The 24972-nt window shown below is 60.8% G+C and carries 25 protein-coding genes; 14 read left to right on the top strand and 11 right to left on the bottom strand.

All coding sequences use genetic code 11. The features are described from left to right. Positions 1 to 36: 36 nt before the first annotated feature. Entirely contained in the window at positions 37 to 531 is a 495-nt protein-coding gene (locus tag ACYVHT_RS10020; protein ID WP_460550619.1) for a redoxin domain-containing protein, read from the bottom strand. Between the two features lie 250 nt (positions 532 to 781). Here ACYVHT_RS10020 and ACYVHT_RS10015 point away from each other — a divergent pair, with 250 nt between their 5' ends. From ACYVHT_RS10015 to ACYVHT_RS09985, 7 genes are all read left to right on the top strand, one after another. Next, entirely contained in the window at positions 782 to 1717 is a 936-nt protein-coding gene (locus ACYVHT_RS10015) for a hypothetical protein (protein WP_460550616.1), read from the top strand. Between the two features lie 209 nt (positions 1718 to 1926). Beyond that, on the top strand, positions 1927 to 2403 hold the full coding sequence (locus tag ACYVHT_RS10010) for a nucleoside deaminase (protein ID WP_460550613.1): 477 nt from the start codon (positions 1927 to 1929) through the stop codon (positions 2401 to 2403). Between the two features lie 32 nt (positions 2404 to 2435). After that, complete coding sequence (locus ACYVHT_RS10005) at positions 2436 to 2798, top strand: four helix bundle protein (protein WP_460550610.1); 363 nt, start codon at positions 2436 to 2438, stop codon at positions 2796 to 2798. Positions 2799 to 2824: 26 nt separating this feature from the next. Continuing rightward, entirely contained in the window at positions 2825 to 4366 is a 1542-nt protein-coding gene (locus ACYVHT_RS10000) for an FAD binding domain-containing protein (RefSeq protein ID WP_460550607.1), read from the top strand. Between the two features lie 16 nt (positions 4367 to 4382). Next, positions 4383 to 4832, top strand: a complete 450-nt coding sequence (locus tag ACYVHT_RS09995; protein ID WP_460550604.1) for a DUF433 domain-containing protein — start codon at positions 4383 to 4385, stop codon at positions 4830 to 4832. Between the two features lie 4 nt (positions 4833 to 4836). After that, a complete protein-coding gene (locus tag ACYVHT_RS09990; protein ID WP_460550601.1) occupies positions 4837 to 7128 on the top strand; it encodes a xanthine dehydrogenase molybdopterin binding subunit in 2292 nt (763 codons plus the stop codon). A gap of 72 nt (positions 7129 to 7200) precedes the next feature. Further along, positions 7201 to 8163, top strand: coding sequence for a hypothetical protein (locus ACYVHT_RS09985; RefSeq protein ID WP_460550598.1), 963 nt, complete (start codon positions 7201 to 7203; stop codon positions 8161 to 8163). A 459-nt stretch (positions 8164 to 8622) separates the two neighbouring features. On the opposite strand, the gene ACYVHT_RS09980 is transcribed toward ACYVHT_RS09985, so the two are convergent. The 7 genes from ACYVHT_RS09980 to allB form a co-directional block, all read right to left on the bottom strand. After that, the gene (locus ACYVHT_RS09980; RefSeq protein WP_460550595.1) at positions 8623 to 10056 is read right to left on the bottom strand and encodes a DUF6986 family protein; all 1434 of its coding nucleotides are present in this window, start codon (positions 10054 to 10056) and stop codon (positions 8623 to 8625) included. Positions 10057 to 10165: 109 nt separating this feature from the next. Continuing rightward, positions 10166 to 10504 (bottom strand): hydroxyisourate hydrolase, encoded by a 339-nt coding sequence (gene uraH, locus ACYVHT_RS09975; RefSeq protein ID WP_460550592.1) that lies wholly within the window; start codon positions 10502 to 10504, stop codon positions 10166 to 10168. Next, positions 10501 to 11010: a 2-oxo-4-hydroxy-4-carboxy-5-ureidoimidazoline decarboxylase gene (gene uraD / locus ACYVHT_RS09970; RefSeq protein WP_460550589.1), complete on the bottom strand. Its 510-nt coding sequence runs from the start codon at positions 11008 to 11010 to the stop codon at positions 10501 to 10503. Before uraD ends, uraH begins: the two co-directional genes overlap by 4 nt. Then, positions 11007 to 11279: a hypothetical protein gene (locus ACYVHT_RS09965; protein WP_460550586.1), complete on the bottom strand. Its 273-nt coding sequence runs from the start codon at positions 11277 to 11279 to the stop codon at positions 11007 to 11009. The genes uraD and ACYVHT_RS09965 overlap by 4 nt, the downstream gene beginning before the upstream one ends. 208 nt (positions 11280 to 11487) lie before the next feature. Next, positions 11488 to 12234: a (S)-ureidoglycine aminohydrolase gene (allE, locus tag ACYVHT_RS09960; RefSeq protein WP_460550583.1), complete on the bottom strand. Its 747-nt coding sequence runs from the start codon at positions 12232 to 12234 to the stop codon at positions 11488 to 11490. Continuing rightward, positions 12235 to 13488, bottom strand: coding sequence for a Zn-dependent hydrolase (locus tag ACYVHT_RS09955; protein ID WP_460550580.1), 1254 nt, complete (start codon positions 13486 to 13488; stop codon positions 12235 to 12237). Between the two features lie 4 nt (positions 13489 to 13492). After that, complete coding sequence (gene allB / locus ACYVHT_RS09950) at positions 13493 to 14827, bottom strand: amidohydrolase family protein (RefSeq protein WP_460550577.1); 1335 nt, start codon at positions 14825 to 14827, stop codon at positions 13493 to 13495. Between the two features lie 204 nt (positions 14828 to 15031). Here allB and ACYVHT_RS09945 point away from each other — a divergent pair, with 204 nt between their 5' ends. Next, positions 15032 to 16453, top strand: a complete 1422-nt coding sequence (locus tag ACYVHT_RS09945; protein WP_460550574.1) for a urate hydroxylase PuuD — start codon at positions 15032 to 15034, stop codon at positions 16451 to 16453. Between the two features lie 135 nt (positions 16454 to 16588). After that, a complete protein-coding gene (locus ACYVHT_RS09940) occupies positions 16589 to 17584 on the top strand; it encodes an XdhC family protein (protein ID WP_460550571.1) in 996 nt (331 codons plus the stop codon). A 144-nt stretch (positions 17585 to 17728) separates the two neighbouring features. Here the strand turns inward: ACYVHT_RS09940 and ACYVHT_RS09935 are convergent, their stop codons facing one another. Continuing rightward, positions 17729 to 18343 (bottom strand): DUF4136 domain-containing protein, encoded by a 615-nt coding sequence (locus ACYVHT_RS09935; RefSeq protein WP_460550569.1) that lies wholly within the window; start codon positions 18341 to 18343, stop codon positions 17729 to 17731. Between the two features lie 248 nt (positions 18344 to 18591). Between ACYVHT_RS09935 and ACYVHT_RS09930 the strand changes: the two genes are divergently transcribed. Then, the gene (locus ACYVHT_RS09930) at positions 18592 to 19197 is read left to right on the top strand and encodes a Uma2 family endonuclease (RefSeq protein ID WP_460550566.1); all 606 of its coding nucleotides are present in this window, start codon (positions 18592 to 18594) and stop codon (positions 19195 to 19197) included. 152 nt (positions 19198 to 19349) lie between these two features. Here ACYVHT_RS09930 and ACYVHT_RS09925 read toward each other — a convergent pair whose 3' ends face one another. Beyond that, positions 19350 to 21233 carry an ABC transporter ATP-binding protein gene (locus ACYVHT_RS09925; RefSeq protein WP_460550563.1) on the bottom strand — a complete coding sequence of 628 codons (1884 nt, stop codon included), beginning with the start codon at positions 21231 to 21233 and terminating at the stop codon, positions 19350 to 19352. A 177-nt stretch (positions 21234 to 21410) separates the two neighbouring features. Here ACYVHT_RS09925 and ACYVHT_RS09920 point away from each other — a divergent pair, with 177 nt between their 5' ends. Together ACYVHT_RS09920 and ACYVHT_RS09915 are read left to right on the top strand one after the other, a co-directional pair. Further along, the gene (locus ACYVHT_RS09920; protein ID WP_460550560.1) at positions 21411 to 21758 is read left to right on the top strand and encodes a hypothetical protein; all 348 of its coding nucleotides are present in this window, start codon (positions 21411 to 21413) and stop codon (positions 21756 to 21758) included. A gap of 296 nt (positions 21759 to 22054) precedes the next feature. Next, positions 22055 to 22657, top strand: coding sequence for a Uma2 family endonuclease (locus ACYVHT_RS09915; protein ID WP_460550557.1), 603 nt, complete (start codon positions 22055 to 22057; stop codon positions 22655 to 22657). Positions 22658 to 22670: 13 nt separating this feature from the next. Here ACYVHT_RS09915 and ACYVHT_RS09910 read toward each other — a convergent pair whose 3' ends face one another. Beyond that, on the bottom strand, positions 22671 to 22799 hold the full coding sequence (locus tag ACYVHT_RS09910) for a hypothetical protein (protein WP_460550555.1): 129 nt from the start codon (positions 22797 to 22799) through the stop codon (positions 22671 to 22673). A 132-nt stretch (positions 22800 to 22931) separates the two neighbouring features. Here ACYVHT_RS09910 and ACYVHT_RS09905 point away from each other — a divergent pair, with 132 nt between their 5' ends. Together ACYVHT_RS09905 and ACYVHT_RS09900 are read left to right on the top strand one after the other, a co-directional pair. Then, the gene (locus tag ACYVHT_RS09905) at positions 22932 to 24545 is read left to right on the top strand and encodes an OLD family protein (RefSeq protein WP_460550552.1); all 1614 of its coding nucleotides are present in this window, start codon (positions 22932 to 22934) and stop codon (positions 24543 to 24545) included. A gap of 200 nt (positions 24546 to 24745) precedes the next feature. After that, the coding region (locus ACYVHT_RS09900; RefSeq protein WP_460550549.1) for a helix-turn-helix domain-containing protein at positions 24746 to 24972 on the top strand (227 nt) is incomplete at its 3' end.

Below are 24972 nucleotides of genomic sequence, written 5' to 3'. Positions count from 1 at the left end.
AATGCTGGTTTTTCAGAAAGGCGACGAACTTCAAATTTACTCAATAAAACAGCCCACCGGCTCGGTGCGCGGCACGGCCACCGGCTGGCCGGCCACGATGGCGGCCAGCGCCTCGGCCAGCTCGTGGTGGCGCACCACGGTGCGGTGCTGGCCCAGGCCGGCGTAGGCGTCGTTCAGCCGGCCCTGGTAGAGCACGGTGCGGCCATCGGCCGCCACCACCACCGCCTCGGGCGTGACGCGGGCGTGCAGCCTCCTGGTGAGCTGGTGGCCGGCATCGGCCTGCATCGGAAAGGCCAGCTGGTAGGTTTTGGCGAAGGTGGCCATGCCCGCCGCACCGGTTTCTTTGGCCGGAAACACGCCCACGAATTGCACGCCCTGCGCGCCGTACTGGCGGTGCAGCTCGCGCAGCGGCAGCGTGGCGGCCTGGCTGATGGGGCAGGTTTCGGCCAGAAAAACATACACCGTGGCCCGGGGCGCGGGCGCGGCCCCAAACCCCATGAAACTGAGCAGCCAAAGTAGCAGAAGCGGCATCGGAAAGGCTATTGAGAGCGGGCGGAAATGCGGTTTAATGCGGCGGGCGGCAAGAAATAGCGCCGCTGGTGCGTTTGCTTTGCGGCGGTTGGATTGGTAAACCACGCATAAGTTACATAGCAAAACCAAATTATTTGACCAGCCCCCGCCGGGCCGGCCCCTACCAGACACTGGCCCGGCTGGTGGGGTTCCGACTTTTCGGCCCGGTTTTCGTTTACGCCGCTGAAACCTCTTCGCTTCATCATTCGCCATGACTACTTCTGCTCTGCCCTTTGCCCGCCGGCCGCTGGCGGCAGCCCTGGCCGCAGCGGCCCTGCTGCTGGCCAGCTCCTGCACGGCCCCGCGCGCCATCATTGCCACCGGCAAGGTCACGCCCCAGGGCGAGTTCCGGGTGGGCTACAACCAGGGCTTCAACCTGGCCAGCGCGCCCGTTGCCAAAGCCGGCAGCGCCGTGAAAGCCGCCGCCAGCCAGGCCGCCAGCCAGGACAAAGTGGACTACTCCGACGCCACCACCCAGCTGCAGGCCGCCGCCCTGGCCTACGTCCTCGACCCGGTGCAGCCCACCGCCGACCTCAACATCCGCTACGGCATCGTGCCGCGCCTCGACGCGGGCTATAAATACGCCTTCGGCTCGCACGTTTTCGATGCGCAGTACCAGCTGCTGGGCCCCACCGGCACGCCCGAGAGCCCCGACCGGAGCGCGGCCAGCGGCACCACCTACGCCAGCATCGGCCTGCAGTTTGCCACCCAGCGGGCCAAGCTGCCCAGCATTCCCTTCCTGTCCGACATCAACTCGGTGCTGAATTTCCGGGCCACGCGCAACGACCTGCTGGTGCCGCTCACGTTCAGTCAGTCGTTTGGGCCGGAAGAGGAAATCGGGGCCATCAGCTACGGCCTGGTGTACGCCCACAGCTGGGTGAGCTACGGCTTCGCGCCCGACAAAATCTACAACGGCTCGGTGAAGGTGCCCGAGCTGCCGCTGCAAAGCCGCAACTTCTCGTCGTTCGGCGGCTTCGTTAACCTCAAGCTCGGCTACCGCTACTTCTACGTCATCCCGGCCGTGTCGCTCTTCTACCAGAACTACGGCGACTACGCCCTGCTCAACGGCCAGAGCACTTCGCTCAGCGGCGTGACGGTGGTGCCCTCGCTGGGCTTCCAGCTGCGCATTCCCAATTTTACGAAGTAGCCAGCCGCGCTTGGCGTCCGGTTCGGGCCGGGGCAGTACCACGACTTTTGGGCGTGGCACTGCCCCGGTCTTTTTTGGGGCCTGCAGGCTACGGTATTTGCTCTGCGAGCTATTCAAGGCCACTCACTGCGAATCTGGCATTCTGTGGCTTTCTTTGTTGCCCGTTTTTCAAAACTTTAGGTCCCCCGGCCATTCCACTCCCCCACCCTATGGAAGCTCCCAACCCCGAATTCATGCGCGAAGCCATTCGCCTGTCCATTGAGAAAATGCAGGCCGGGCACGGCGGTCCCTTCGGCGCCGTGGTGGTGAAGGACGGCCAGATTATCGCCCGCGGCTTCAACCAGGTGACGACCACCCACGACCCCACCTGCCACGCCGAAGTCGACGCCATCCGCAAGGCCTGCCAGGTGCTCGGCACCTTCCAGCTCGACGGCTGCGACCTCTACACCAGCTGCGAGCCCTGCCCCATGTGCCTCGGCGCCATCTACTGGGCCCGCCCGCGCCGGGTGTTCTACGGCAACACCAAGGCCGATGCAGCCGCCATCGGCTTCGACGACCAGTTCATTTACGAGGAATTGGACCAGCCCATGGCCGAGCGTAAATTGCCCATGACGCAGCTGCTGCGCGATGAGGCCCTGGCCGGGTTCAAGGCCTGGACGGAGCTGGACGGCCGGACGGAATATTGAGTTAATGATTAGCGGTTAATGATTAGTGATTAATGGCGGATAATATCCTAAAGTCAAAATCATTCGCGTTTGCGGTTCGGGTTGTTCGGGTATGCCATTTCTTGCAGACCGAGAAACGAGAGTTTGTTTTAGCTAAACAGCTTTTACGCTGTGGCACTGCCATTGGCAGTATGGTGCGGGAAGCCGAGTATGCGGAAAGTAAATCTGACTTCATCCACAAGCTGGCCATCGCGCAAAAAGAAGCCAACGAAACCTTGTATTGGGTTGAGCTGCTTACTGAAACAGATTACCTTACCCGCCCGCAATCGACCAGCATCCACAATGATGGTTTGGAACTCCTGAAGCTGCTGACCGCTTCCATCAAAACCGCCAAAGCCAACAAGCAAAAAGATTAATCACTAATCGTTAATCACTAATCATTGTGATAGAGTTTTATCTCAACGACCAGCCCATTCGCACCACGGAGGCCCCGGCCAGCGCCCTGCTCGATTTCGTGCGCTACCACGAGCAGCTGAAGGGCACCAAAATCGGCTGCCGCGAGGGCGACTGCGGCGCCTGCACCGTGCTGGTGGGCGAGCTGAGCGCCGACGGCCAGATGGTGAACTACCAGAGCATGACCAGCTGCCTCACGCCGCTGGGCAACGCCGCCGGCAAGCACATCGTGACGGTGGAGGGCATCAACGCGGCTGGCGCGCAGCTCACGCCCGTGCAGCAGGCCATTGTGGACGAAGGCGGCTCGCAGTGCGGTTTCTGCACGGTGGGCTTCGTGATGTCGCTGACGGGCCACAGCCTGAGCAGCGCCCCGGCCACCGAGCAAAGCACCATTGCGGCCATCGACGGCAACATCTGCCGCTGCACCGGCTACAAGAGCCTGGAGCGCGCCGCCGCCCGCCTCACCGCCGACCTGGCCGCCCGCCCCGCCGAAAACGCCCTGGCCTGGCTGAGCGAAAAGCAGTTTGTACCCAGCTACTTCGCCGAAATCCCGGCTCAGCTGGCGGCCCTGCGCCCCGCCGCCACGCCAGCCGCGGAAGCTTCTGCCGCCGCCTCAGTTGCCGCCGCCACGCCCCACGCTAACGGTGGCAGCGCCGTTTCGACCTCGCCTAACGGCCACGCCCAAAACCAGAACGACCACGGCCACGGTTCACCCATTCGCCCATTCACGCATTCACTCATTGGCGGGGGCACCGATTTGCTGGTGCAGCGCCTCGAAGAACTGCGCGAGCAGCCCGGCGTGCGTCTGATTTTCGACCAGCCCGGCCGGCGCGGCATCCGCCACGAAACCACCGGCCGCGTAGTGCTGGGCGCCGCCACCACCGCCAGCCAGCTGCTCGACTCGGAGCTGCTGCGCGGCCTGCTGCCCAAGCTGCCGCAGTACCTGAAGCTGGTGAGCAGCACGCCCATCCGCAACATGGGCACGGTGGCCGGCAACTTCATCAACGGCTCGCCCATCGGCGACCTCACCATTATGTTCCTGGCCCTGGGCGCGTCCGTCACGCTGCTCGACGCCGCAGGCGCCACCCGCGAGCTGGCCCTGCCCGACCTTTACCTCGGCTACAAAAAGCTGGCGAAAGCCGCCGATGAGCAGGTTATCGAAATCAGCTTCCCTACCCCGCTGCCCGGCGACTTCTTCCACTTTGAGAAAGTATCCAAGCGCACCCACCTCGACATTGCCAGCGTGAATTCCGCCGCCTGGCTGCGGGTCGAAAACGGTCTTATCCAGGCGGCGCGCGTGTCGGCGGGCGGCGTGGGGCCGGTGCCGCTGCTGCTGGCCCGCACCAGCGAGTTTCTGGCGGGCCGTGAGTTCACCGCCGAAACCCTGACCGCCGCCAACGCCGTGATGCAGGCCGAAATCAGCCCGATTTCCGACGTGCGCGGCACCGCCGACTACAAGCGCCTGCTGCTGCGCCAGCTGCTGTGGGCGCATTTCCTGCAGTTTTCGCCGGAATTAGAAGTAGAAATCTGATTTTCAGTTGCTGCTTATGCCGATAGACTTCCCATCCATCGTTTGTACCGAGGATACCATTTGGGGCTCTCCTAGAATTGATGGCAGACGGCTGGCTGTTGGGGATGTAATGAGCACGTTGAAGTACGGAGGCCTTCACGAGGCACTGATTGATTTTGAGTTGTCTCGCTCAGAAGTCAGTCAAGCACTTCAATACTGTTCTACACTGCAATGCAAAACCAACGCGCTTAAAGTTTTCTGTCACAATTGCTCCTTGAGACGCCAGCAGGAAGGGCCGCTTGATACTTCAGATTTAGAGGAAATAAAAGGTGAAAATACTGTTCAAGTAAGAGGCCCTGGTTTTATCTTTTTCGGGTCAATGGAGGAATTACTTGATGATTGGAAAGGACAAGATTGGTGGACAATTGCCGCTGATTTGTCAATTGATTTAAGAGCAGAATTATTTGGTTTGCAAGACCAAAATTGAGTTTATGAACCACCTCGACCCCAACCGCCACGTGCGCGGCGAATCGCAGTACCTCGACGATGTGCCCGTGCAGCAGGGCACCCTGTACGCGGCCGTGTTTGAAAGCCCACTGGCCCACGGCGTGCTCCGCCGCCTCGATTTCAGCGCCGCGCTGGCGGCGCCCGGCGTGGCCCGCGTGCTCACGGCGGCTGACATTCCCGGCGAAAACCAGATTGGCGGCATCGTGGCCGATGAGCCGCTGCTGGCCGAGGGGCACGTGCATTTCCGGGGGCAGCCGGTGGCGCTGGTGCTGGCCCGCACCGAGGCGCAGGCCCACGCCGCCCTCAAGCTCATCCAGGTCGAAATCGACCCGCGGCCTATCATTACCGACCCGCGGGTAGCGGCCGCGCAGGGCGAGCTGATTGTGCCGCCGCGCACCTTCAAAATCGGCGATTCGGCGGCTGCCTGGGCGGAGTGCGCGCACGTTTTTGAGGGCGTGGCCGAGAACGGCGGGCAGGAGCATCTGTACATCGAAACGCAGGGCGCCTACGCCTTCCCCACCGAGATGGGCGGCGTGCGGATGATTTCTTCGACGCAAGGACCGACGGCCGTGCAGCGCCACACGGCCCACGTGCTGGGCCTGGGCATGCACCAGGTGGAAGTGGACGTGACGCGCCTTGGCGGCGGCTTCGGGGGCAAGGAAGACCAGGCCACGCCCTGGGGCGCGCTGGCCGCGCTGGGCGCCTTCATCACCAAGAAGCCGGTGAAGCTGGTGCTCGACCGCATGGCCGACATGCGCATGACCGGCAAGCGCCACCCCTACTCGTCCGATTTCAAAATCGGCTTCGACAAGGACCTCAAAATCGTGGCCTACGAAGTCACCTTCTACCAGAACGCGGGCGCGGCGGCCGACCTCTCGCCGGCCGTGATGGAGCGCACGCTCTTCCACGCCACCAACGCCTATTTCGTGCCGAACGTGACGGCTACGGCCTTTTCGTGCCGCACCAACCTGCCGCCCAACACGGCCTTCCGGGGCTTCGGCGGGCCGCAGGGCATGTTCGTAATCGAGTCGGCCCTGGCCAAGGCGGCCGAGGAGCTGGGCTTGCCCACCCACGAGTTGCAGCGGCGCAACCTGCTGCGCGAGGGCGACCTGTTCTCGTACCGCCAGGCGGCCGAGCTGTGCCACGCCGAGCAGGCCTGGGACACGGCCGCCCGCGAGTTCGACCTGGCCGGCATGCGGGCCGAAGTCGAGCAGTTCAACCAAACCCATAAGCTGAAGAAGAAGGGCTTCGCGGTGATGCCCATCTGCTTCGGCATCTCGTTCACCAAAACGCCCATGAACCAGACGCGGGCGCTGGTGCACATCTACTCCGACGGCTCGGTGGGTATCAGCACGGGCGCGGTGGAGATGGGCCAGGGCGTGAACACGAAAATCGCGCAGGTGGCGGCCCGCACGCTGGGCATTTCGATTTCGCGCATCAAAATCGAAACCACCAACACCACCCGCGTGGCCAACACCTCGCCCAGCGCCGCCAGCGCCACCGCCGACCTCAACGGCAAGGCCACCGAAATGGCCTGCGCCGCCCTGCGCAAGCGCCTGCTCGAGCACGCCAGCACCGAATACACGCTCAACTACGAGGGCCTCGAAATCCACGACGAGCAGGTGCTGGCCGCCGGCGTGCCCGCCGATACCAACTGGGAGAAGCTGGTGTCGTCGGCGTTCTGGAAGCGCGTGGCCCTCACCGAAAACGCCCACTACGCCACCCCCGACCTGCATTTCGACGCCACCGTGAACCAGGGCCACCCCTTCGCCTACCACGTGTACGGCACGGCCCTCACCAGCGTGACGGTAGACTGCCTGCGCGGCACCTACACCGTGGATGCCCTGCGCATTGCCCACGATTTCGGCCAGAGCTTCAACGAAGTCATCGACCGGGGCCAGATTGAGGGCGGCGCGGTGCAGGGTATCGGCTGGATGACCATGGAAGAAGTAGCCTACAACGCCGAGGGCCGCCTGCTCAGCAACTCGCTCAACAGCTACAAAATCCCCGACATCTACGCCGCCCCCCGGGTGCTCGACGTGCATTTCCTCGACACGCCGGGCCACCCCAAGGCCATCCTGCGCTCCAAGGCCGTGGGCGAGCCGCCGCTCATGTACGGCATCGGCACCTACTTCGCCCTGCGCGACGCGGTGCGGGCCTTCCAGGGCCACACGGTCTTGCCCTTCTCCGCGCCGATGACGCCGGAAAAGGTGCTGGTGAGCTTGTACCCGGAGTTTGTGGCGGCGAGCGAGGTAGCTGCGGTGGCGCGGGGTTAGGGCAGAATAAGTCGCAGGATTTAAAGCTGCGATAATGCATCTTTACTTGAAACAGAGCTTTGCCATCAAATTATGACCCTGAAAGAAGCTGTCCTGATATCCTTAGAAGAACTAGGGAAACTAGTAACTCACAATGATGTATGTGGGAACATTATCAACAAAGCTTACTACGATTTTGGGTCGGCTAAAACTCCTGCTTCAACAGTTTCTGCATTACTTGGCGACTTTGTTCGCAAAGGAGATTCTAGAGTAAAACGGATAAGTACCGGAAAAGGAAATTTCAGCTACTATTTGAGCAAATTTGAAGACTCCATTTTCCCTGCAACAGGCAACATCAATCAAGTAGTCCCGCTAATTACGCTGAAACAAGCGCATTATAGCGAAAGAAGCTTGCACAAATTGTTTAGCACGTATTTGAAAAGTGTTAACATTTCTTCTAAAACAATTTATCACGAACAATCAGCGAATAGCAAAGACAGTAACCAAAAGTGGATTCACCCAGACATGGTTGGAGTTGAGTTCACCAGCCTTCACACGAAAACCAGTCAAAGCTTTATTAAATCCATTAGCGTTGCAGAGTCATTTAAAATAACCTCTTACGAATTAAAGCGAGAGATAAATACTGACTACGATTTGAAACAAGCTTATTTCCAAGCAGTATCAAATTCAAGCTGGGCTAATTTTGGCTATTTGGTTGCTTTCGAAATAAGCGACAATCTGAATGATGAAATTAGCAGACTAAATCAATCATTCGGCATTGGTGTGATAGAAATAAAAGCCAATCCTTACGAGAGCAAAATTCTTTATCCTTCAAAATTTAAAAGCCTTGATTTCAAAACAATAGATAAGCTGTGTAACATAAATACAGATTTCAATAAATTCATAGATAAGATTGATAAGATATTAAAAGCACAAGACGGCTATGTAAAATCAAGCGAAAGGGAGCTTGAAGAGTTTTGTGATACTTCTTTCAAATCAGAAGCCGACATACTCGCCTATTGCAAGGAAGAAAACATTCCTACAAGCGAAAACTAAACAAATACGCAAAGAGGCTGAAGCTCCCGTAGCTTCAGCCTCTTTCAGTTTCTGCCGCAGCTCAGGGCTTTGGGGAAGGCGTGGGGCGGACGCGGGCCGGTTATCGGGCCAGCGCCGAGCGCGGCGGCCGGTTACTTTTGCTCTACCGCACGGTTTTTCCACCTCACCACACGGCTGCCCCTTCAACGATGAAGCCCCCGGTGCAGGAACACCGAGGGCTTCGAAGAAGAAGGTGGAATCAGCACCTAATTCTCGGTCCTATGAGAAGAAATCGTGCGGCGAAGATACGGCGGAAAGTCGTGCTTCGTAAACCCATACCACCAGCGCCCGAAAAAGGTTTCTGGTGGTGGCTGGTTCTGGAAACGGTCAAGGTGGCACTAGCCGCCGCGGCCCGCCACTGGATTGGCTAAAGGTTGGCAGGGGGCGGGGCCGCGAGGCTTCGCCCCCTGTTTTTTATCCTTACGCCTTAGCCCGCCGCCCCTGCAGGATGCGGTAGAACGAGCGGGTCTGCACCTCTTCCAGCGTCAGGCCGGTGGCCAGAATTTCCTCTTCCGAGATGGCGCCGCAGTTTAGGGCCTTGAGGAAGAAGTTGAGCAGGCCCTGGCCGGTGGCGGCGTCGTCGAAGATGTCGCCGGTGAGAGTGCTGATGGCGGCGCGCTCCACGAAGGTTTTCAGGCGGAACACGGCGTCGTCGTAGCTGCTCAGGAAGAAGTTGTAGGTGGCGGCGTAGCGCATCGGCAGCTGCGCGGGGTTCAGGTCCCAGCCCTGGTAGAAGCCGTTGATGAGCGAGTGGGTGCTGTGGTGGTAGGCCTGCCGCCAGGCGTTGTGCACGCTCTCGCGGTTTTCGCGCAGCTGGGCAAACGTGAGGTTGTCGCCGCGGTGCGGGCCGATGGGCATCACGTTGGTGGCTCCGTCCGAGAGGAAGATGCCGGTGCCGCCGAGGGCCACCTTGGTCATGTGGTGGGCGAAATCGCACACGGGATGGCCCATGGTCTGATACCGGGCCGTGATGCCGCAGCTGGCCGTGTAGTCGTAGGTGCCGAAGTGGGCCGCGATGCAGCGCCCCTCGCTGGCCCGGATGATGCGCATGAGCGGGTTGCGCCCCTCCTCGTCCATGATAATCTGGGTGGCCTCCACCATCGTCTCCATTTTGAGCGTGCCGGGGGCCAGGCCGTTGGCCTGTTCCAGCAGCTCGAACAGGCGCACCATGGTCGTCATCTGCTCGGGGATGGTCACCTTGGGCAGCATCACCACGAAGTTGGCGGGCAGCTGGCCGCCGGTTTCGGCCAGCAGCGTGGTCAGGAAGATGTCGAGCGTGCGCACGCCGCGCTGCTTGAGGTCTTCGGTGAAGGGCTTGATGCGGATGCCGATAAACGGCGACAGCGTGCCCTGCTGCGTGCCTTTGGCCACTTCCTTAGCGGCGCGCACGGCGGTTTCGTCCTCCTCCGCATCGGGCCGGTTGCCGAAGCCGTCTTCGAAATCGACGCGGAAGTCTTCCACGGCCTCGCGCTTCAGCTTCGCCACAATCTTATTGTACACCGAGTAGGCCAGCCAGGCGGGCTCCTGCTTGCGGTCCTCGGGGCTCAGGGCGTCGAGCTTGGCGGTGAGGGCGGCCACGTCGGCTTCGAGCGTGGGCAGCTGCTCGTGGTTTTTGAACTGCAGCGCCCGGGCCAGCTCCACGAAGTTGGGCGCGTAGGTGAGCAGGTTGTTGAGGGCGATTTCGCCCATCCGCACGCAGGTATCGGCCTTGAAGAGGTTGGCGCCGCCGTACACGGTGTGCACGGGCTGGCGGTCGGGCCGGTCGCCGGGGTAGGTGCGCTGGAAGGCCAAGTTGGCCGTGCCGAGCTCATCGAGCAGGGCGGCTTTGTCGGATTCGGGTAAGCTGAGTTTCATGGTGGGAAATTATTTTAATGATTAATGGTTAATGGTTAATGGTTAATGGCTTTGGTGAATGTGCTGGCGCCCAACATTTACCATTAACCGTTAATCATTAACCATTATATCACGACCCGCGGTAGGTGGAATAGCCGAACGGATTCAGCAGCAGGGGCACGTGGTAATGCGCGTTTTCGGCCACGTTGAACACGATTTCCACCCAGGGATAGAAATTCGTCGTGCCGTCCTGCGCGAAATATTCCTGGGTGTAGAATTTCATTTTATACACGCCCAATGCCACCGGCTTTTCCTTAGCCAATAAATCGGGAATGCGGCCGTCGGAGTTGGTTTTGCCGCGGGCGATTTCCTGCCAGTCGTCGCCGACCTGCTGCAGCAGGGCGATGCTGACGTTGGCCGCCGGCTTGCCCTTGGTGGTATCGAGAATGTGCGTAGTAATCTGGCTCATGCGGCGAGGAGTTTTTCGAGGCGGAGGCGGGTGATTTTGTCCTGCTCGCCGGCGGCAATCAGGATTTCGGCTTCGGGCAGGTTGGGCAGGCGGGCTTGCAGCAGGGCCAGCATCTCATCGGCCGTTTTACCGGTGGCGCACACGATGAAGATGTAGCCGAAGCGGCGCTCGTAGTCCTCGTTGCCCGTGGCCAAAGCTTCCAGCGTTTCCTGCGAAGCCTGGCGTACGGAAGCCTGCTCGCCTTCGGCCCAGGTGCTGGTGCTGGCGAATTTGGCGCGCAGGGCCTCCACGTCGCCCCCGATTTTGGGGTGGTGGGTGAAGGCTTCGCGCCAGTCGGCTTCGCTCAGCGGCTGCCAGCGGGCGGTAGCCTCGCGCAATAGGGTCGCTTCGTCGGCCACGGGGAAGGCGGCGAGCATGCTCTGCACCCAGGCTGTCGAGCCGCAGCATTTGCCCAGCGCTTCGGCCAGAGCGGGTTTATCGAGGTAGTTGAGTTCGGCTAGGGTCATGCTTGGTTCTTCTTGTCGTCGCGGTACAGCTCGGGGTGGGCGCTGGTACGCGACATAAATTCAATGGTGCCTTTGCCCCGGCGGGCTTTCTCGGCGAAGGCAATGCCGGCTGCTACGCCCAGCAGCGCCAGCAGGCCGCCGCCGGCCACGCCCCAGCCGCTGCGGAAATTCAGCCAGAGCAGCAGGCCGAGGAAGCTGCCAATCAAAGCCGGAGCGATGAATAGCTGCAGCCACGCCAGCGCCGAAAGTAACTGCTCGAGGAATTTCATGAGTTGGTTGTTCTGGCGGGTCACCTCACCCCCTGCCCCCCGTTTCGCTTTAAGCGCGAAGCCAAAAAAGAGGGGGCACCGGTAATGCCTTGTAGCACATGCTTTAGCTTGTGCCGGGACCGCGCAACGATGCACAAGCTAAAGCATGTGCTACAATCGTCAGGCTCCCCCTCTCCGCAGGAGAGGGGGCCGGGGGGTGAGGTGACGCCTACCGCACCGTCGGAAACCGGTTCACGTTCTTGTAGTAGATGTACACCGACGGCTCCTGGCCCATGGCCGTGGCCCACTGCTGGCAGTAGGGCGCCATCCAGATAGAATCGCCCTTTTTCACCGGGTACCAGCACTGGTCGAGCATGTAGATGGCCTGGCCTTCGAGGTACATGAGGCCGTGCTCCATGATGTGGGTTTCGACCATGGGCAGGTTGCCGCCGAGGCCGTAGGTGAAGATGTTCACGGCCATGTCGAAGCCCGGCTCGTTCGGCAGCAGCTCCTGGATGCGCAGGGCCTCGTCGTTCATGTAGATGGGCGCTTTGCTGTAGTCGCGCGCGCCCCAGCAGATGCCCGGCGTGGCGTGGCCCGCCAGCGGCTCGTACACCTTGTGGAAAGTGAGCAGTTGCGTACCGGCCTCGGGCTGGCTGAACTCGTAGGTCTGGCCCACGGGCACGTACACGTACTGGCCCTGCTGCAGCGCCCGGGTTTCGTCGCCCACGGTGGCTGTGCAGCCGCCCTGCACCACGTAGAAGAAAATCTGCGAGGCCTCGGTTTCGCCCTGCACGCGGCCGGCTTCGGTGAGGGTGACGAGCGTCTGGCACAGATTAGCGCCCATCTGCTCGTTGATGATGACGTTGGTGGTGCAGCCCGTCCAGCCGGGCACGTTGCTGTTGATGTAGCCGTCGGGGGCGATGATGGCGTGGTTGCGCTTCACCACGGAGCGCGTCAGGGCGGACATTTCCATTTACTTGGTGGGAATTTGAAGGCGGAGGAGGTGCAGAAACCGGTCGGCCACTTCGAGCGCGGCGGCCAGGTCGGCCAGCTCCACATCCTCCAGCGGGTTGTGGCTGATGCCTTTGTAGCAGCGGATGAACATCATCGTGACCGGCGCCACGGCCGAAATCGGTACGGCGTCGTGGCCGGCACCGCTCACCAGGGCCACCACTTCGTGGCCGGCGTCGGCAATGGCTTCGGCCAGGGTTTCGTTCAGCGCGGCGGAGCAGGCGGCGGGTGCGGTTTCCTGAATCAGGTTCCAGTCCAGCGCCACGTTGCGCTGGGTGGCAATGGCTTCGGTGTAGGTTTTGAGGGCGGCGTAGGCATCGGCGAGCTGCGTGGCGTCGGGGCTGCGCAGGTCGAGGCTGCAGGTAACGTCGCCGGGAATGACGTTGCTGGCGGCGTGGCTCAGGCTGAGCTTGCCCACGGTGGCCACCAGCCCCCGCCCGTGCGAGAGGGCAAACTGCTCGGCAATGAGCACGAACTCGGCGGCGGCGCAGAGGGCATCCTGGCGCATGTCCATGGGCACGGTGCCGGCGTGGCCGGCCATGCCGGTAAAGGTCAGCTCCACGCGCATCTGGCCGGCAATGGCCGTCACCAGCGCCACCGGCAGGTTGCGCTCCCAGAGCACCGGGCCCTGCTCAATGTGCATTTCGAAGTAGCCCAGCCAGTCGTCGGCCGGAATGGCGTCATCGGCAATGCGGGCGGCGTCGGCTTCCATCATTTCCAGGGCGCGGGCCAGCGTGATGCCGCCGGCATCGGGCCGCGTCAGCCAGCTGTGGTCGAAGGAGCCGGCCACCACTTTGCTGCCCAAATAAGTAGTGTGGAAGCGCACGCCCTCCTCGTCGCTGAAGGCAATCAGCTCGACGTGGAACGGCAGCGCCACCTGCTGGGCCAGCAGCTGCTCCAGCACGTCGAGGGCCATGAGCACGCCCAAGGGCCCGTCGAACTTGCCGGCGTTCACCACCGTGTCGATGTGCGAGGCCAGCACGAAGGTTTTGGCCGCTGGGTTGGCGCTCACCAGCCGGCCGCGCAGGTTGCCGATGCTGTCGGTGCGGGTGGCCAGGCCGGCGGCTTCCAGCCAGCCCTGCACCAGCCGGCGGCCGTCGAGGAAAGCGGCCGTGCCGAAGGTGCGCGTCACGCCCTCGGCCTGCTCGCTGATGGCGGCCAGCTCCAGAATGCGCTGCATAATACGCTCGGCGCGGGCAGTGTAGGATTGTTGCATGCAGCTACCGGGTTAGGATTTCGCCGTGGCGGAGATGGGTGAAACTCGGGTGCCGAAAAACTTCCTCGCCTTTGAGGAAAGTTAATTCAATCACCCCCGCCAATTCCTGGCAAATGTAAGGGGATACTTTGTGTTTGTGCCGAATCATTTCCTCGCGCACCACGAAGGTCTGCTCGGGGTCAAACACGATTAAATCGGCGTCGAAGCCCGGCGCAATCCGGCCTTTTTTCTGCGCCTGGCCGGCCAGTTTCGCCGGGTTCTCGCTCAGCCACCGGGCCATGTCATTCAGGCCGGCGCCGCGCCGGCGGGCGGCCGTCCAGAGCACCGGCAGGGCCAGCTGCAGCGAGGCAATGCCGCCCCAGGCGGTGGTGAAGTCGCCGCTGGCCAGCTGCTTGAGGTCGGGTGGCGCGGGCGAGTGGTCGGTGGCCACAAAGTCGATGATGCCGGCCTGCAGCGCGGCCCACAGCTGGTCGTTGTTGGCCTTTTCGCGAATGGGTGGGGCGCACTTAAACTGCGTCTGGCCGTCGGCAATGTCCTCGGCGTTGAAGTAGAGGTAGTGCTGGCCGGTTTCCACCGTCAGCGGCAGGCCCTTCGCCTTCGCCGCCGCGATGGGCGCAATGGAATTGGCCGACGACAGATGCACGATGTGCACCGGGCAATTGAACTCCTCGCACAGGCGAATCATCATCGCAATGGCCGCGTCCTCCCATTCTTTGGGCCGCGAGGCCAGGTAGTTGGGGTACGAGCGGTGGTCGTTTTGCTTCCAGTCGTCGTGGTCTTCCGACAGCTCGCAGTGCACCAGCAGCGGCAGCCGGTGTCGTGCCAGCACGGGCATCACCTGCCGCAGGTCGTCCTCCGTGGCATTCGGAAAATCATCGATGCCGGAGTGCGTCAGAAACGCCTTGAAGCCGAGCACACCGGCCGCAATCAGCGGCTCAATCTCGGCCTCGTTGCCGGGCACCACGCCGCCCCAAAACCCCACGTTGCAGTGCAGCTGGCCCTGGGCGGCGGCCTTTTTCGCGTCCAGGCTGGCCACCGACGTGGTGACGGGCGCCGAGTTCAGCGGCATGTCGACCAGCGAGGTGAGGCCGCCGGCCAGCGCGGCGCGGGTGGCCGTGTCGAAGCCCTCCCAGTCGGTGCGGCCGGGCTCGTTGATATGGACGTGCGGGTCAATCACGCCGGACAGAATGGCGTGGCGGCCCACGTCGCGCACGGGGCCGGGCACCTCGGCCTCGTAGGGCAGCAGGGCGCTGATGCGGCCGTTTTCGATGAGAATAGTGGCGGCGCGCTCGCCCTCGGGCGTCACGACGCGCTGGCTGCGCAGGGCTGATGTTGGCATGGTAGCAAAGTTTCGCGCTAAATTGGGGGCTTTTTCCCGGTTCAATTAAATTGGTGGGGAGGAAAAAGAACGTCATGCTGAGCGCAGTAGAAGCATCTCTACTGCAATAGTAAATGAATTACTTACACGGTAGAGATGCTTCGACTGCGTTCAGCATGACGTTCTGAATTTATCCGAATACTCTTCTGGCCTACTCGCGTCTGTATGCTCCAATACGTTACCCTGCTTTCCCTTATTCTCGCGTTTCTGCTGTTGCTGGGCGTCATTTTCGTGCTGCAGCGCGTGGCCAAAACGCGGCCCGGCGGCGGCGCGGTCGGCAGCAGCGGCTTCACGCTGGAGGGCTATTCCTACGCCCTGATGCTGCTGGCCGTGGTGGCGGGCGTGGGCATCTGCTACGTGCTGGCGCGCGACTCGCCCTGGGCCGGCCACATCATGGAATGGCTCAACATTGTGGTGCGCCTCATGCACATCACCTTCGGCATTGCCTGGATTGGGGCCTCGTTCTACTTCGTGTTCCTCGAAAACGCCCTCAACCGCACCGACAACGTGCGCGACGAGCTGGCCGGCAACCTCTGGGCCGTGCACGGCGGCGGCTTTTATTACCTGGAGAAGTATAAGTCGGCCCCGCCGGTCATTCCCAAAAGCCTGCACTGGTTCAAGTACGAGGCGTATTTCACCTGGCTCTCGGGGTTCAGCCTGCTGTTCGTGGTGTACTACTTCAACGCCAGCTCCATGCTCATTGACCCGCGCGTGCTCGACATCTCGCCGCTGGCGGGCGTGGGCATCGGGGTGGGCTCGTTCGTGGCCGCCTGGCTGATTTACGACGGGCTGTGCCGCACCGAGTTCGTGCGCAGCCCGTGGTTCAAGGTTGTGGGCTTCATCCTGGCCACGGGGTTTGCGTTTTTCTACGCGCAGGTATTCAGCGCCCGGGCGGCCTACATTCACTTCGGGGCCATGCTGGGCACGCTGATGGTGGCCAACGTTTTTTTCATCATCATCCCGGCCCAGAAGGCCATGGTGAAGGCCGCCACCGAAGGCACCCCGCTCGACCCGACGCTGGGCAAAAACGCCCTGGCCCGCTCGCTGCACAACAACTACTTCACCTTGCCGGTGCTGTTTGTGATGGTCAGCAACCACTTCCCCAGCACCTTCGGCCATGCTTATCCGTGGGCCATTCTGGCGGCCATCACGCTGGGCACGGCCGGCGTGAAGCACTGGCTGAACCTGCGCGAAAAGCACCAGACCGATACCGCCGTGTGGGTGCTGCCCGCCGCCGTGGCCCTGCTGCTGGGCGTGGTGTTCGTGACGGCGCCGCCCGCCCAATCGGGCGGCACGGCGGGCGCGGCAGCCGCCTGCACCCAACAGGTGAGCATGAGCCAGGTAAACATGATTGTGCAGAAGCGCTGCATTCAGTGTCACTCCGCGCACCCGACGGACGACGTGTTCAAGTCGCCGCCCAACGGTGTGGTGTACGACACGCCCGAGGACATCATTCGCCTGAAAGACAAAATCATGCAGCGCGTGGTGGTGACCAAAACGATGCCCCAGAACAACAAAACCCAGATTACGCAGGAGGAGCGCGACCTCATTGCCTGCTGGATAAATCAGGGGGCGCAGAATAAGTAGCAGATGCCCGCAACTATCCGAACGTCATGCAGAGCGCAGCGAAGCATCTCGCGTGCTCAAGTAATATAATCGATTGAGTAACTGCTGCACGCAGGATGCTTCGCTGCGCTCTGCATGACGTTTTTAATTTCTCCCATGCCCTCCCCTCCCCGCGACCTGCCCGTTTGGACCCTGGCGGCGGCCAGCCTGCAGGCCGGCAAGCCCGTGGCCCTGCTGTGCGTGCTGCGGAGCGAGGGCAGCAGCCCCGGCCGCCAGGGCTTTAAGATGGCCGTAACGGCTGACGCCGTGGCCGGCTCCATCGGCGGGGGAATCATGGAGCATAAGTGGGTGGAGCTGGCCCGCCAGCGCCTGCGCGAGGCCGACGCCACGCCCCTGCTGCGCCCGCAGATTCATCGGCGGGAGGCCCCGGCCGACCGCTCCGGCATGATGTGCTCGGGCGAGCAGGACGTGCTGCTCTGGCCGCTGGCAGCGGCCGACTCAGGCCCGGTGCAGGCCATTGAACAGGCCCTGCAGGCCGGTATCGGCGGCTATTTGCAGTTAAGCGCGGCCGCCGGCCTTCAGCTTGTTGCCCCTGCGGAAGCGGCCGCTGCCTCAGGGGCTGATGCCGCATTCCATAGCTACCAGCCTGGGCCCGCCTGGCGCTACCGCGAGCGGCTGGGTTTCCGCGACCAGCTCGTTATTGTGGGCGGCGGGCACGTCAGCCTGGCCTTGTCGCGGGTGGCGGCGGCGCTCGATTTTGAGCTGACCGTGCTCGACGACCGCCCCGACCTGCCCACGCTCGACGCCAACGAGGCCGCCCACCATCGCCGCGTCATCAGCTACGAGAACGTGGCGGCCGAGGTGCCCGCCGGCCCCCACCGCTACGTGGTGGTGATGACCGTGGGCTACCGCACCGATGCCGCGGTGCTGCGCCAGCTGCTGCCCCTACCCTACCGCTATCTGGGCGTGATGGGCAGCGTGGCCAAAGTAGCCGAGCTGCGCCGGGGCCTGGCCGAAGCCGGGTTTTCGGCCGCGGAAATTGCGCGGCTGCGCGGCCCCATCGGCGTGGCCATCAGCAGCCAGACGCCGGAGGAAATTGCCATCAGCATCGCGGCCGAGCTGATTCAGGTGCGGCGGGGCAATGAGCAATGAGTAAAAATCTGTCATCCTGAGCGCAGCGAAGGACCTTATCACGTTCGAATTGCTCGGCATTTACTGCCAATCGTTCAGAGGTGACAAGGTCCTTCGCTGCACTCAGGATGACAGATTTCGATTCTTCATTAAACCGAAGCTGCCCTACCGGTCTGAGTCGCTGGATTCGGTCTGGGGCAAGGTGCCGTTGGCAAACTCTTCGGTGAAGACGCGGTAGCGGTCGAGGATGGAGCGCACGGAGCGTTTGAGCACGATTTCGCCCATGGGGCCTTCGGGCACGGTCACGCCGGAGGCGTAGCCGTTCCACACGGCGCGGTTCGATTTCACGTCGATGAGCGTGACCAGCAGCGTGCCTTCGGCCAGCAGCAGGCGCACGGGCTCGTAGCCCTGGCGCTCTTCTTTGGGTGTGTCGTCGTTTTCCTCGATGTTGCGCTTAATCCACTGGCTAAGGTCTTCCTGCTGGAAGCCGTGGAAGTTCATATCGCCCTGATACACCCGGAAGTTCACCAGCATGTCGGGCCGCTTCTTGGCCAGGCGGTAGCCCTGGGCCATAAACCGCTGCTGAATGGCCTCGCGCACCGACTGCCCCAGGCGGCTGCTGTCGGAGGTGAGGCCGGTGCCGGTTACGAAATCGTAGGTGCGGTAGTGGCGGAAATTGCCCCGGTAGCTGTAGTCCGAATCGACGCGGGCTTCGCGCATGGTCATGCAGCCCGTCAGGGCGAGCACGGCGAGTAATAATAGCGTAATCGTAGGTTTCATAAGGTAACGGTTAATCCTGGTTATGGGACTACCAATGTACGAAACCTAAGGCACTTAGCGTTTGGCCGAGGGTCAATAAAATTGTGGTTTTTTCAACGTTTCGGCCAAAACCCGGCGCTAGCGGTAACCAGCGGCCTGCAGGGCAAACAATTCGGCATAGCGCCCGCCCCGGGCCAGCAGCTCCTCGTGGCTCTCAGTCTCCATGAGCTGGCCCTTTCCTGCTTCCTCCGCTACTATATTTGACGCCTATGGGACACCCCGAAATACCGCCGCGCTCCTACACGGCCGAGGAATATTTTGCACTGGAAGACAAGAGCGACCTGCGCCACGAGTTTTTCGAGGGCGAGGTATTCGCCATGGCGGGCGAGAGCATCGCGCATAACACCATTGCGCTGAACATGGCAATGGCCTGCCGCCAGGCTCTCCGTGGCAAGCAGTGCCGGGTGCAAATAGAAGGCATCCAGCTAGCGGTAGAAGCCAACCGCCACTATACCTACCCCGACATCATGGTGAGCTGCGACCCACAGGACCAGCGCGAGAGCCGACGCTTGCATCACCCAACGCTTATCGTAGAAGTGCTTTCGCCCTCCACCGAAGCCTATGACCGGGGGCTGAAATTCAACCAGTACAAGAAGCTGCCCTCGCTGCGGCACTACCTGCTGGTATCGCAAAAAACCTGGCTGGTGGAGTGGTACCAGCTGAGCGAGCACGGCGTGTGGGGCCACACCGCCCTGGCCGAAGCAGAAGATGCCGTCGTTATCCCGGAGCTAAACCTGACGATGACGCTGGTACAGATTTATGAGGAAGCCGGCGTAGCGCCGATGCAGGCAGGCTTTGCGGCGGAAGAGGAGTAGCCGCTGTTTAGGGTAGGACGTCTGTCATCCTGAGCGGAGCGAAGGACCTTATCACGTTCGCGCCGCTTGAAATTACGGCCAATCGTTCTGACCAGATAAGGTCCTTCGCTGCGCTCAGGATGACAGACGATAAAAATCAACGCTCTTCTCCCCTAGCGGTAACCAGCGGCCTGCAGGGCAAACAATTCGGCATAGCGCCCGCCCCGGGCCAGCAGCTCCTCGTGGCTGCCAATCTCCACGAACTGGCCGTTTTCGATGACCAGGATGCGGTCGGCCATGCGGACGGTGCTGAAGCGGTGGCTGATGAGGACGGCGGTTTTGCCCTGGGTGAGCTCCTTGAAGCGCTCGAAGACTTCGAACTCGGCGCGGGCGTCGAGTGCTGCCGTGGGCTCGTCAAGGATGAGGAGCTGGGCGTCGCGCATGTAGGCGCGGCCGAGGGCGATTTTTTGCCACTCGCCGCCGCTCAGGTCTACGCCGCCGTTGAAGCGGCGGCCAATCATCTGGTCGTAGCCGCCGGGGAGCTTGGCGATGACGGTATCGGCGAGGCTTTGCTGGGCGGCGGTTTCGATACGGGGCTGGTTGTGGCGCTCGTCGATGCGGCCAACGGCAATATTCTGGCCGGCGGGCAGCTGGAAGCGCACAAAGTCCTGGAAGATGACGCCGATTTCCTGGCGTAGCACGGCGGGGTCGTATTCGCGCAGGTCGTAGCCGTCGAGCAGGATGCGACCTTCGGTGGGGTCGTAGAGGCGGGCCAGGAGCTTGACGAGGGTGGTTTTGCCGGCCCCGTTTTCGCCCACGAGGGCCAGCTTTTCGCCGGCTTTTAGGGTAAAGCTGAGGTTGCGAATGGCCCATTTTGTACCATTCTTGTACTGGAACCCGACGTTTTCAAACTGAAACCCCTGCTGAATGGGCCGGGGGAAGGGAATGGGCCGTTCGCCGGTGAGCTCCTGGCGCACGATGCGCGGCCGCAGCGCAAAGAAGTCAAAGAAATCCTGGAGATACAAGGCGCCGTCGGCCACGGAGCTGAAGCGGCTGAGGATGCCTTCGAGCAGGGCGCGCAGGCGGGCGAAGGAGCCGGCCAGGAAGGTGAGCTGGCCGAGCGAGATGCTGCCGGCCGCGGTGCGGGCGATGATGTAGACGTAGGCGCCGTAGTAGCCGGCGGCGCCGATGGCGGCGAAGAGCGTGCCCCAGCCGGCGCGGCGCAGCACGAGGCTTTTGTTTTGGCGGTAGAAGTCGTCGGAGAGGGTGCGGAAGCGGCCGATGAGGAAATCGGAGAGGCCGAAAATCTTGACTTCCTTGGCGGTTTCGTCGGAGGCGCCGGTTTGGCGGAGGTAGTCGAGCTCGCGGCGCTCGGGCGTCCAGGAGTGCGAGAGGGAGTAGCTGCGCTCGTTGAAGTGCGACTCGCCGAGGAAGGCGGGCACCACGGCCAGCAGCAGCAGCCCCAGCAGCCAGGGCTGGAAGGCCACGAGGCCGCCGGCGAGGAGCACGAGGGTGATGAAATCCTGGCCCTGGCTGAGCACCTGGCTCATGAGCACGGTGCGGGAGAGGGTTTGGCGGCGGGCGCGCTCGAGCTTGTCGTAGAAGGTGCTGTCTTCGAACTGGTCGAGGTCGAGGCGGGCGGCGTGCTCCATGAGGCGAATGGAGGACTGGTTGGCGAACAGGTCGCCGAGCAGCGAATCGAGCAGGGCCACGCCGCGGCCCAGGGCATCGGCGAGCAGCACGAGGCCGAACTCGAGGCCCACGAGGGTGAGCACGGGCGTGAGCTGGCGGGCGGCGGCGGGCAGCTTGGTGAGGGCCACCACGTCGTCGATAATCAGGCGGCCGACGTAGAGCGTGGCCAGCGGCAGAAACGCGCGCAGCAGGCGCAGCACGAGGTTGGCGGAGGCCAGCGCGGGGCTGGTGGCCCAGATGAGTTTCAGGAAGGCGGGCAGGTGGCGCAGGGCCGATACCCGCTCGCGCACGCTCACGGCGGGCTTTTCGGGGCCGCGCCCGGCGTTGGGGTTCTTGGCGGAGATGGATTTCAGGAAGTCAAACATGGCCCGGGCGTGGGCAAGGTTGGGGCCGGGTTTGGGGGGCGGCCGTTTTGGCAGGGGGTGGGGCTACTCGGATGCTCGGAATTAAGCACTAACTAGCAGCTTAATCCACCGTTTGCTAAAAGAGCAGCTAGGTGCCTTATTTGCGCCCGATGCCACTGTCTATCTTCTGCTGTTCCCATGCCAAAGGACCTTGCTTATTCATTTGACGACGAAGTTGCTTCGAAGTTTTACTACGACATGGACGGCAAGCGCCTGGAAATTCATTTCACCGGCTGCTGGGAAATCGCCACCAAGCGCTACCACGATGGGCCCTGTCATTTGTTGATTCACCAATGGACCGATGCCCGCTGCCAAGAGGAGGCCGTAAGCCCCCGCTTTGTCCGGTTGGAAGAGTGCATGGGCATCGTCAGCTTACTGATGTACTTCGCTTGGACCGCTGAGGGGGCGGAGGCGGTGATTAACACAATAGACAACCGCTACCTACTGCTCCGATTTGCCAACCCGTCTGTGGAAGTGGTTTTGTAGCCAAGCAAGCACAGAAACTCTCGGTTTCCTAAACGTCCCCAACCCCTCGGCAACAGGTAGCCACCCGGCCGCCGCAGCCCCGACAGATTCTAAGAAACTCAGCTACGACTCAACGTTTCCCCAGCAGCCCCTGCCCCGCCAGCGGCTGGGGCTTCTTGCGGTTCCGGCCGGGGCCGGTGACTTATCGGGCGTCTCGGCGCACGGGTGCTGGCCGGGCTTACACGCTTGGCGGCGGGGCCTGCTACCCGGCGTGGTATATTTGCTTATACCCCTCACGCCCCAAACTGCCCTTTGTCATGTCAACCATCACCTCTCTCTCGCAGCTCGACCCCGACGGTGTTTACACCTACGCCGATTACCTGACGTGGCGGTTTGATGAGTTTGTGGAGCTGATAAAGGGCAAGGTATTGCGGCCGATGGCCGGAGCCAGCCGCCGGCACCAGCAGCTGTCGCGGCGCCTGGAGTACGTTATTGAAAGCCACTTGCGGCGCAGCCCCTGCGAGATGTATCACGCCCCGTTTGATGTGCGCCTCACGCGCCACGTGGGCGCGGGCGATGCGCAGGTGCAGACCGTGGTGCAGCCCGATATTATGGTGGTGTGCGATACGGCCAAGCTGGACGAGCGCGGCTGCGTGGGGGCCCCGGACTGGATTATCGAAATCGTGTCGCCCGGCAACCTGAAGCACGACACCAAAACGAAGTTCGACCTTTACGAGGAAAATGGGGTGCGCGAATACTGGGTGGTGTTTCCCGGCGAGCAAACCGTGCTGGCCTACTTGCTGGACGCGCACGGCCGCTACGAGGTGGCCGGTGAGTACGCCGCCCCCGGCCCCATGCCCGTCACGGTGCTGCCCGGGCTGGCCGTGGAATGGAGCGAAGTGTTTGACGCGGCGGGGTAACGCCCCCCCCCGGCTAGCGGGCGTAGCGGTGCCTGCGTAGCGCTTGAAACAACCGCCACCCCGCTACCTGCCCGGCGGGCTTTTCGGGGCCGCGCCCGGCGTTGGGGTTCTTGGCGGAGATGGATTTCAGGAAGTCAAACATTGCCGGGGCGTGGGCAAGGTTGGGGCCGGGTTTGGGGGGCGGCCGTTTTGGCAGATGCTGTAATACCTTGCGATATCAATAGTAAATTTTTCAGTCTAATCAGTCAAACCAGCGAATCAACTCCATTTCACAATGCTTGTACAAATTCCTTCTGCAAATAATACTAATGGCACCTTCGCTATTGAAACAAATAGCCAACCAATAGTGCTAATTGGTGCTAATGGCTCTGGGAAAACCAAAATGGGCTATTTTATAGAGCAGCATAACGAAAGGCAAAATCCAGTAGTGAGGATATCTGCACATAGGGCACTGAATATGCCTGACCATGCAACACTTCTTAGCATGGAACAGGCAGAAGACGCTCTAAAATATGGTTCACCTCAAGGTCGCAATAACCCTCAACATTTCAAGTACAGCAATCAATCACCTACAGTATACCTACAAAATGATTACGGTCATTTGCTATCTGCTCTTTTTGCCCAAGAAAACACCAGAAACGCCAATTTTGTTAAGTTAGCACGCTCAGGTGCAAATAATAATGATGGAGTACCAAATTCTTCAATTGACACTATAGTAAGAATTTGGCAGGATATTCTACCCCACAGAGAAATCGAATTTATTGATAGTAGAGTAAAAGCCAAAGCATCTGGAAACGCTTACCAAGGCAAGGAAATGAGTGACGGAGAACGGGTGTCGCTTTATTTAATTGGTCATTGTCTTGCTGCAAAAGCAAATTCGATTATAATTGTTGATGAACCTGAGCTTCATTTGCATAAATCACTAATGAGCAATTTATGGAGCCAGGTAGAGAGCGCACGACAGGACTGTCAGTTCATATATATCACTCATGATTTAGAATTCGCATCTTCTCGTACAAAAGCAACTAAGATTTGGGTAAAATCATTTTCTGCAAACAGCACTTGGGATTGGCAAATAGTACCTGAGGTTGAGGAAATTCCTGAAGAACTAGTTCTACAAATAGTAGGCAGTCGTAAACCAATTCTTTTTGTAGAAGGAGAAAAGGGCAGCTATGATTACGAACTATTCCAATATATTTTTCCCCAGTTCACTATCCTCCCCCGCGGTGGTGGCTCAAAGGTTATTGAATCTACTAAGGCACTACGAGGTAACGCTTCATTACACACCATTGAAGCGTGGGGATTAGTTGACCGTGACTATAAAACGTCAGAAGAAATAGCTGGCTTGGAGCAGAACCACATTAGAGTATGCGATGTCGCCGAAGTAGAAAATCTACTCTTGATTCCGGAATTGATTGCACTCGTTGCCAAGCATCAGGGGTACCAAGACCCCACTGAATTCATTGATGCAACCACAAATTTCGTTATAACCCACTTGGAACGAGAATTTGAAAAGGAGGTGTCCTATACCTCTTCTTTAGAAATTAATTACCGCCTCAACGCTTTCAATAAAAAGAAACTTGGATTAGCCGATATTAAACAAGCTGTCGCCGACTTGGCCTCTACCATTGACGTTGATGCCATTTACGAACGACATCGTGCATTGTATCAACGCATCATTGATACTCGTGACCTAAGAGCAGCTCTCCGTCATTATACAAACAAAGGATTGCTACCAAATATGTCAAACATACTTCACTTAGGAAGGGGTGAATATGACAAGCTAATCATTCGTCTACTTAAAACAGATAAGAAGGCGGAAATAGTAGCGGCTTTGCAACAATACATTCCTACTGTGGGCACCGTTTCTCAGCTTAGCGCGACTTAAGTAGCTATCATTGCACCCCCAGAAGCCCCCGCCCCGCCAGCGGCTGGGGCTTCTTGCGGTTCCGGCCCAGCAGAAACCCCAGGCCGCACCCGCTACATCTTTGTACAATAATTTTTATTAAATAAAATATTATTGTACAAACTTCAGTATATTCGCGTACAAGAACATAAACAGATTTAAAAATTCTTGTACAGCCGGTTATGGCCCGCAGCTCCCGTCCTTCTACCAATTTGCTGGCCCGGGTGCGGGCCTGGTTCGGGCTCGACCAGCCCGCGTTGGCGCTGTACCTGGGCGTGAGCCCGGCACTGGTTAGCTCCGTGGAGGCCGGCCGCCGACGCCTCACCCCGGAGCTGCTGCTGGCGCTGCGGCCGCTGGTGCAGCACCTGCCCCCGGCCGAGGCCCCCGCGCCCACCCCGGCGGCGCTGCC

The organism is Hymenobacter daeguensis (assembly GCF_054780555.1).
Note: the sequence above shows the minus strand (reverse complement) of the source record. Positions and strands in the feature narration are given on the sequence as shown.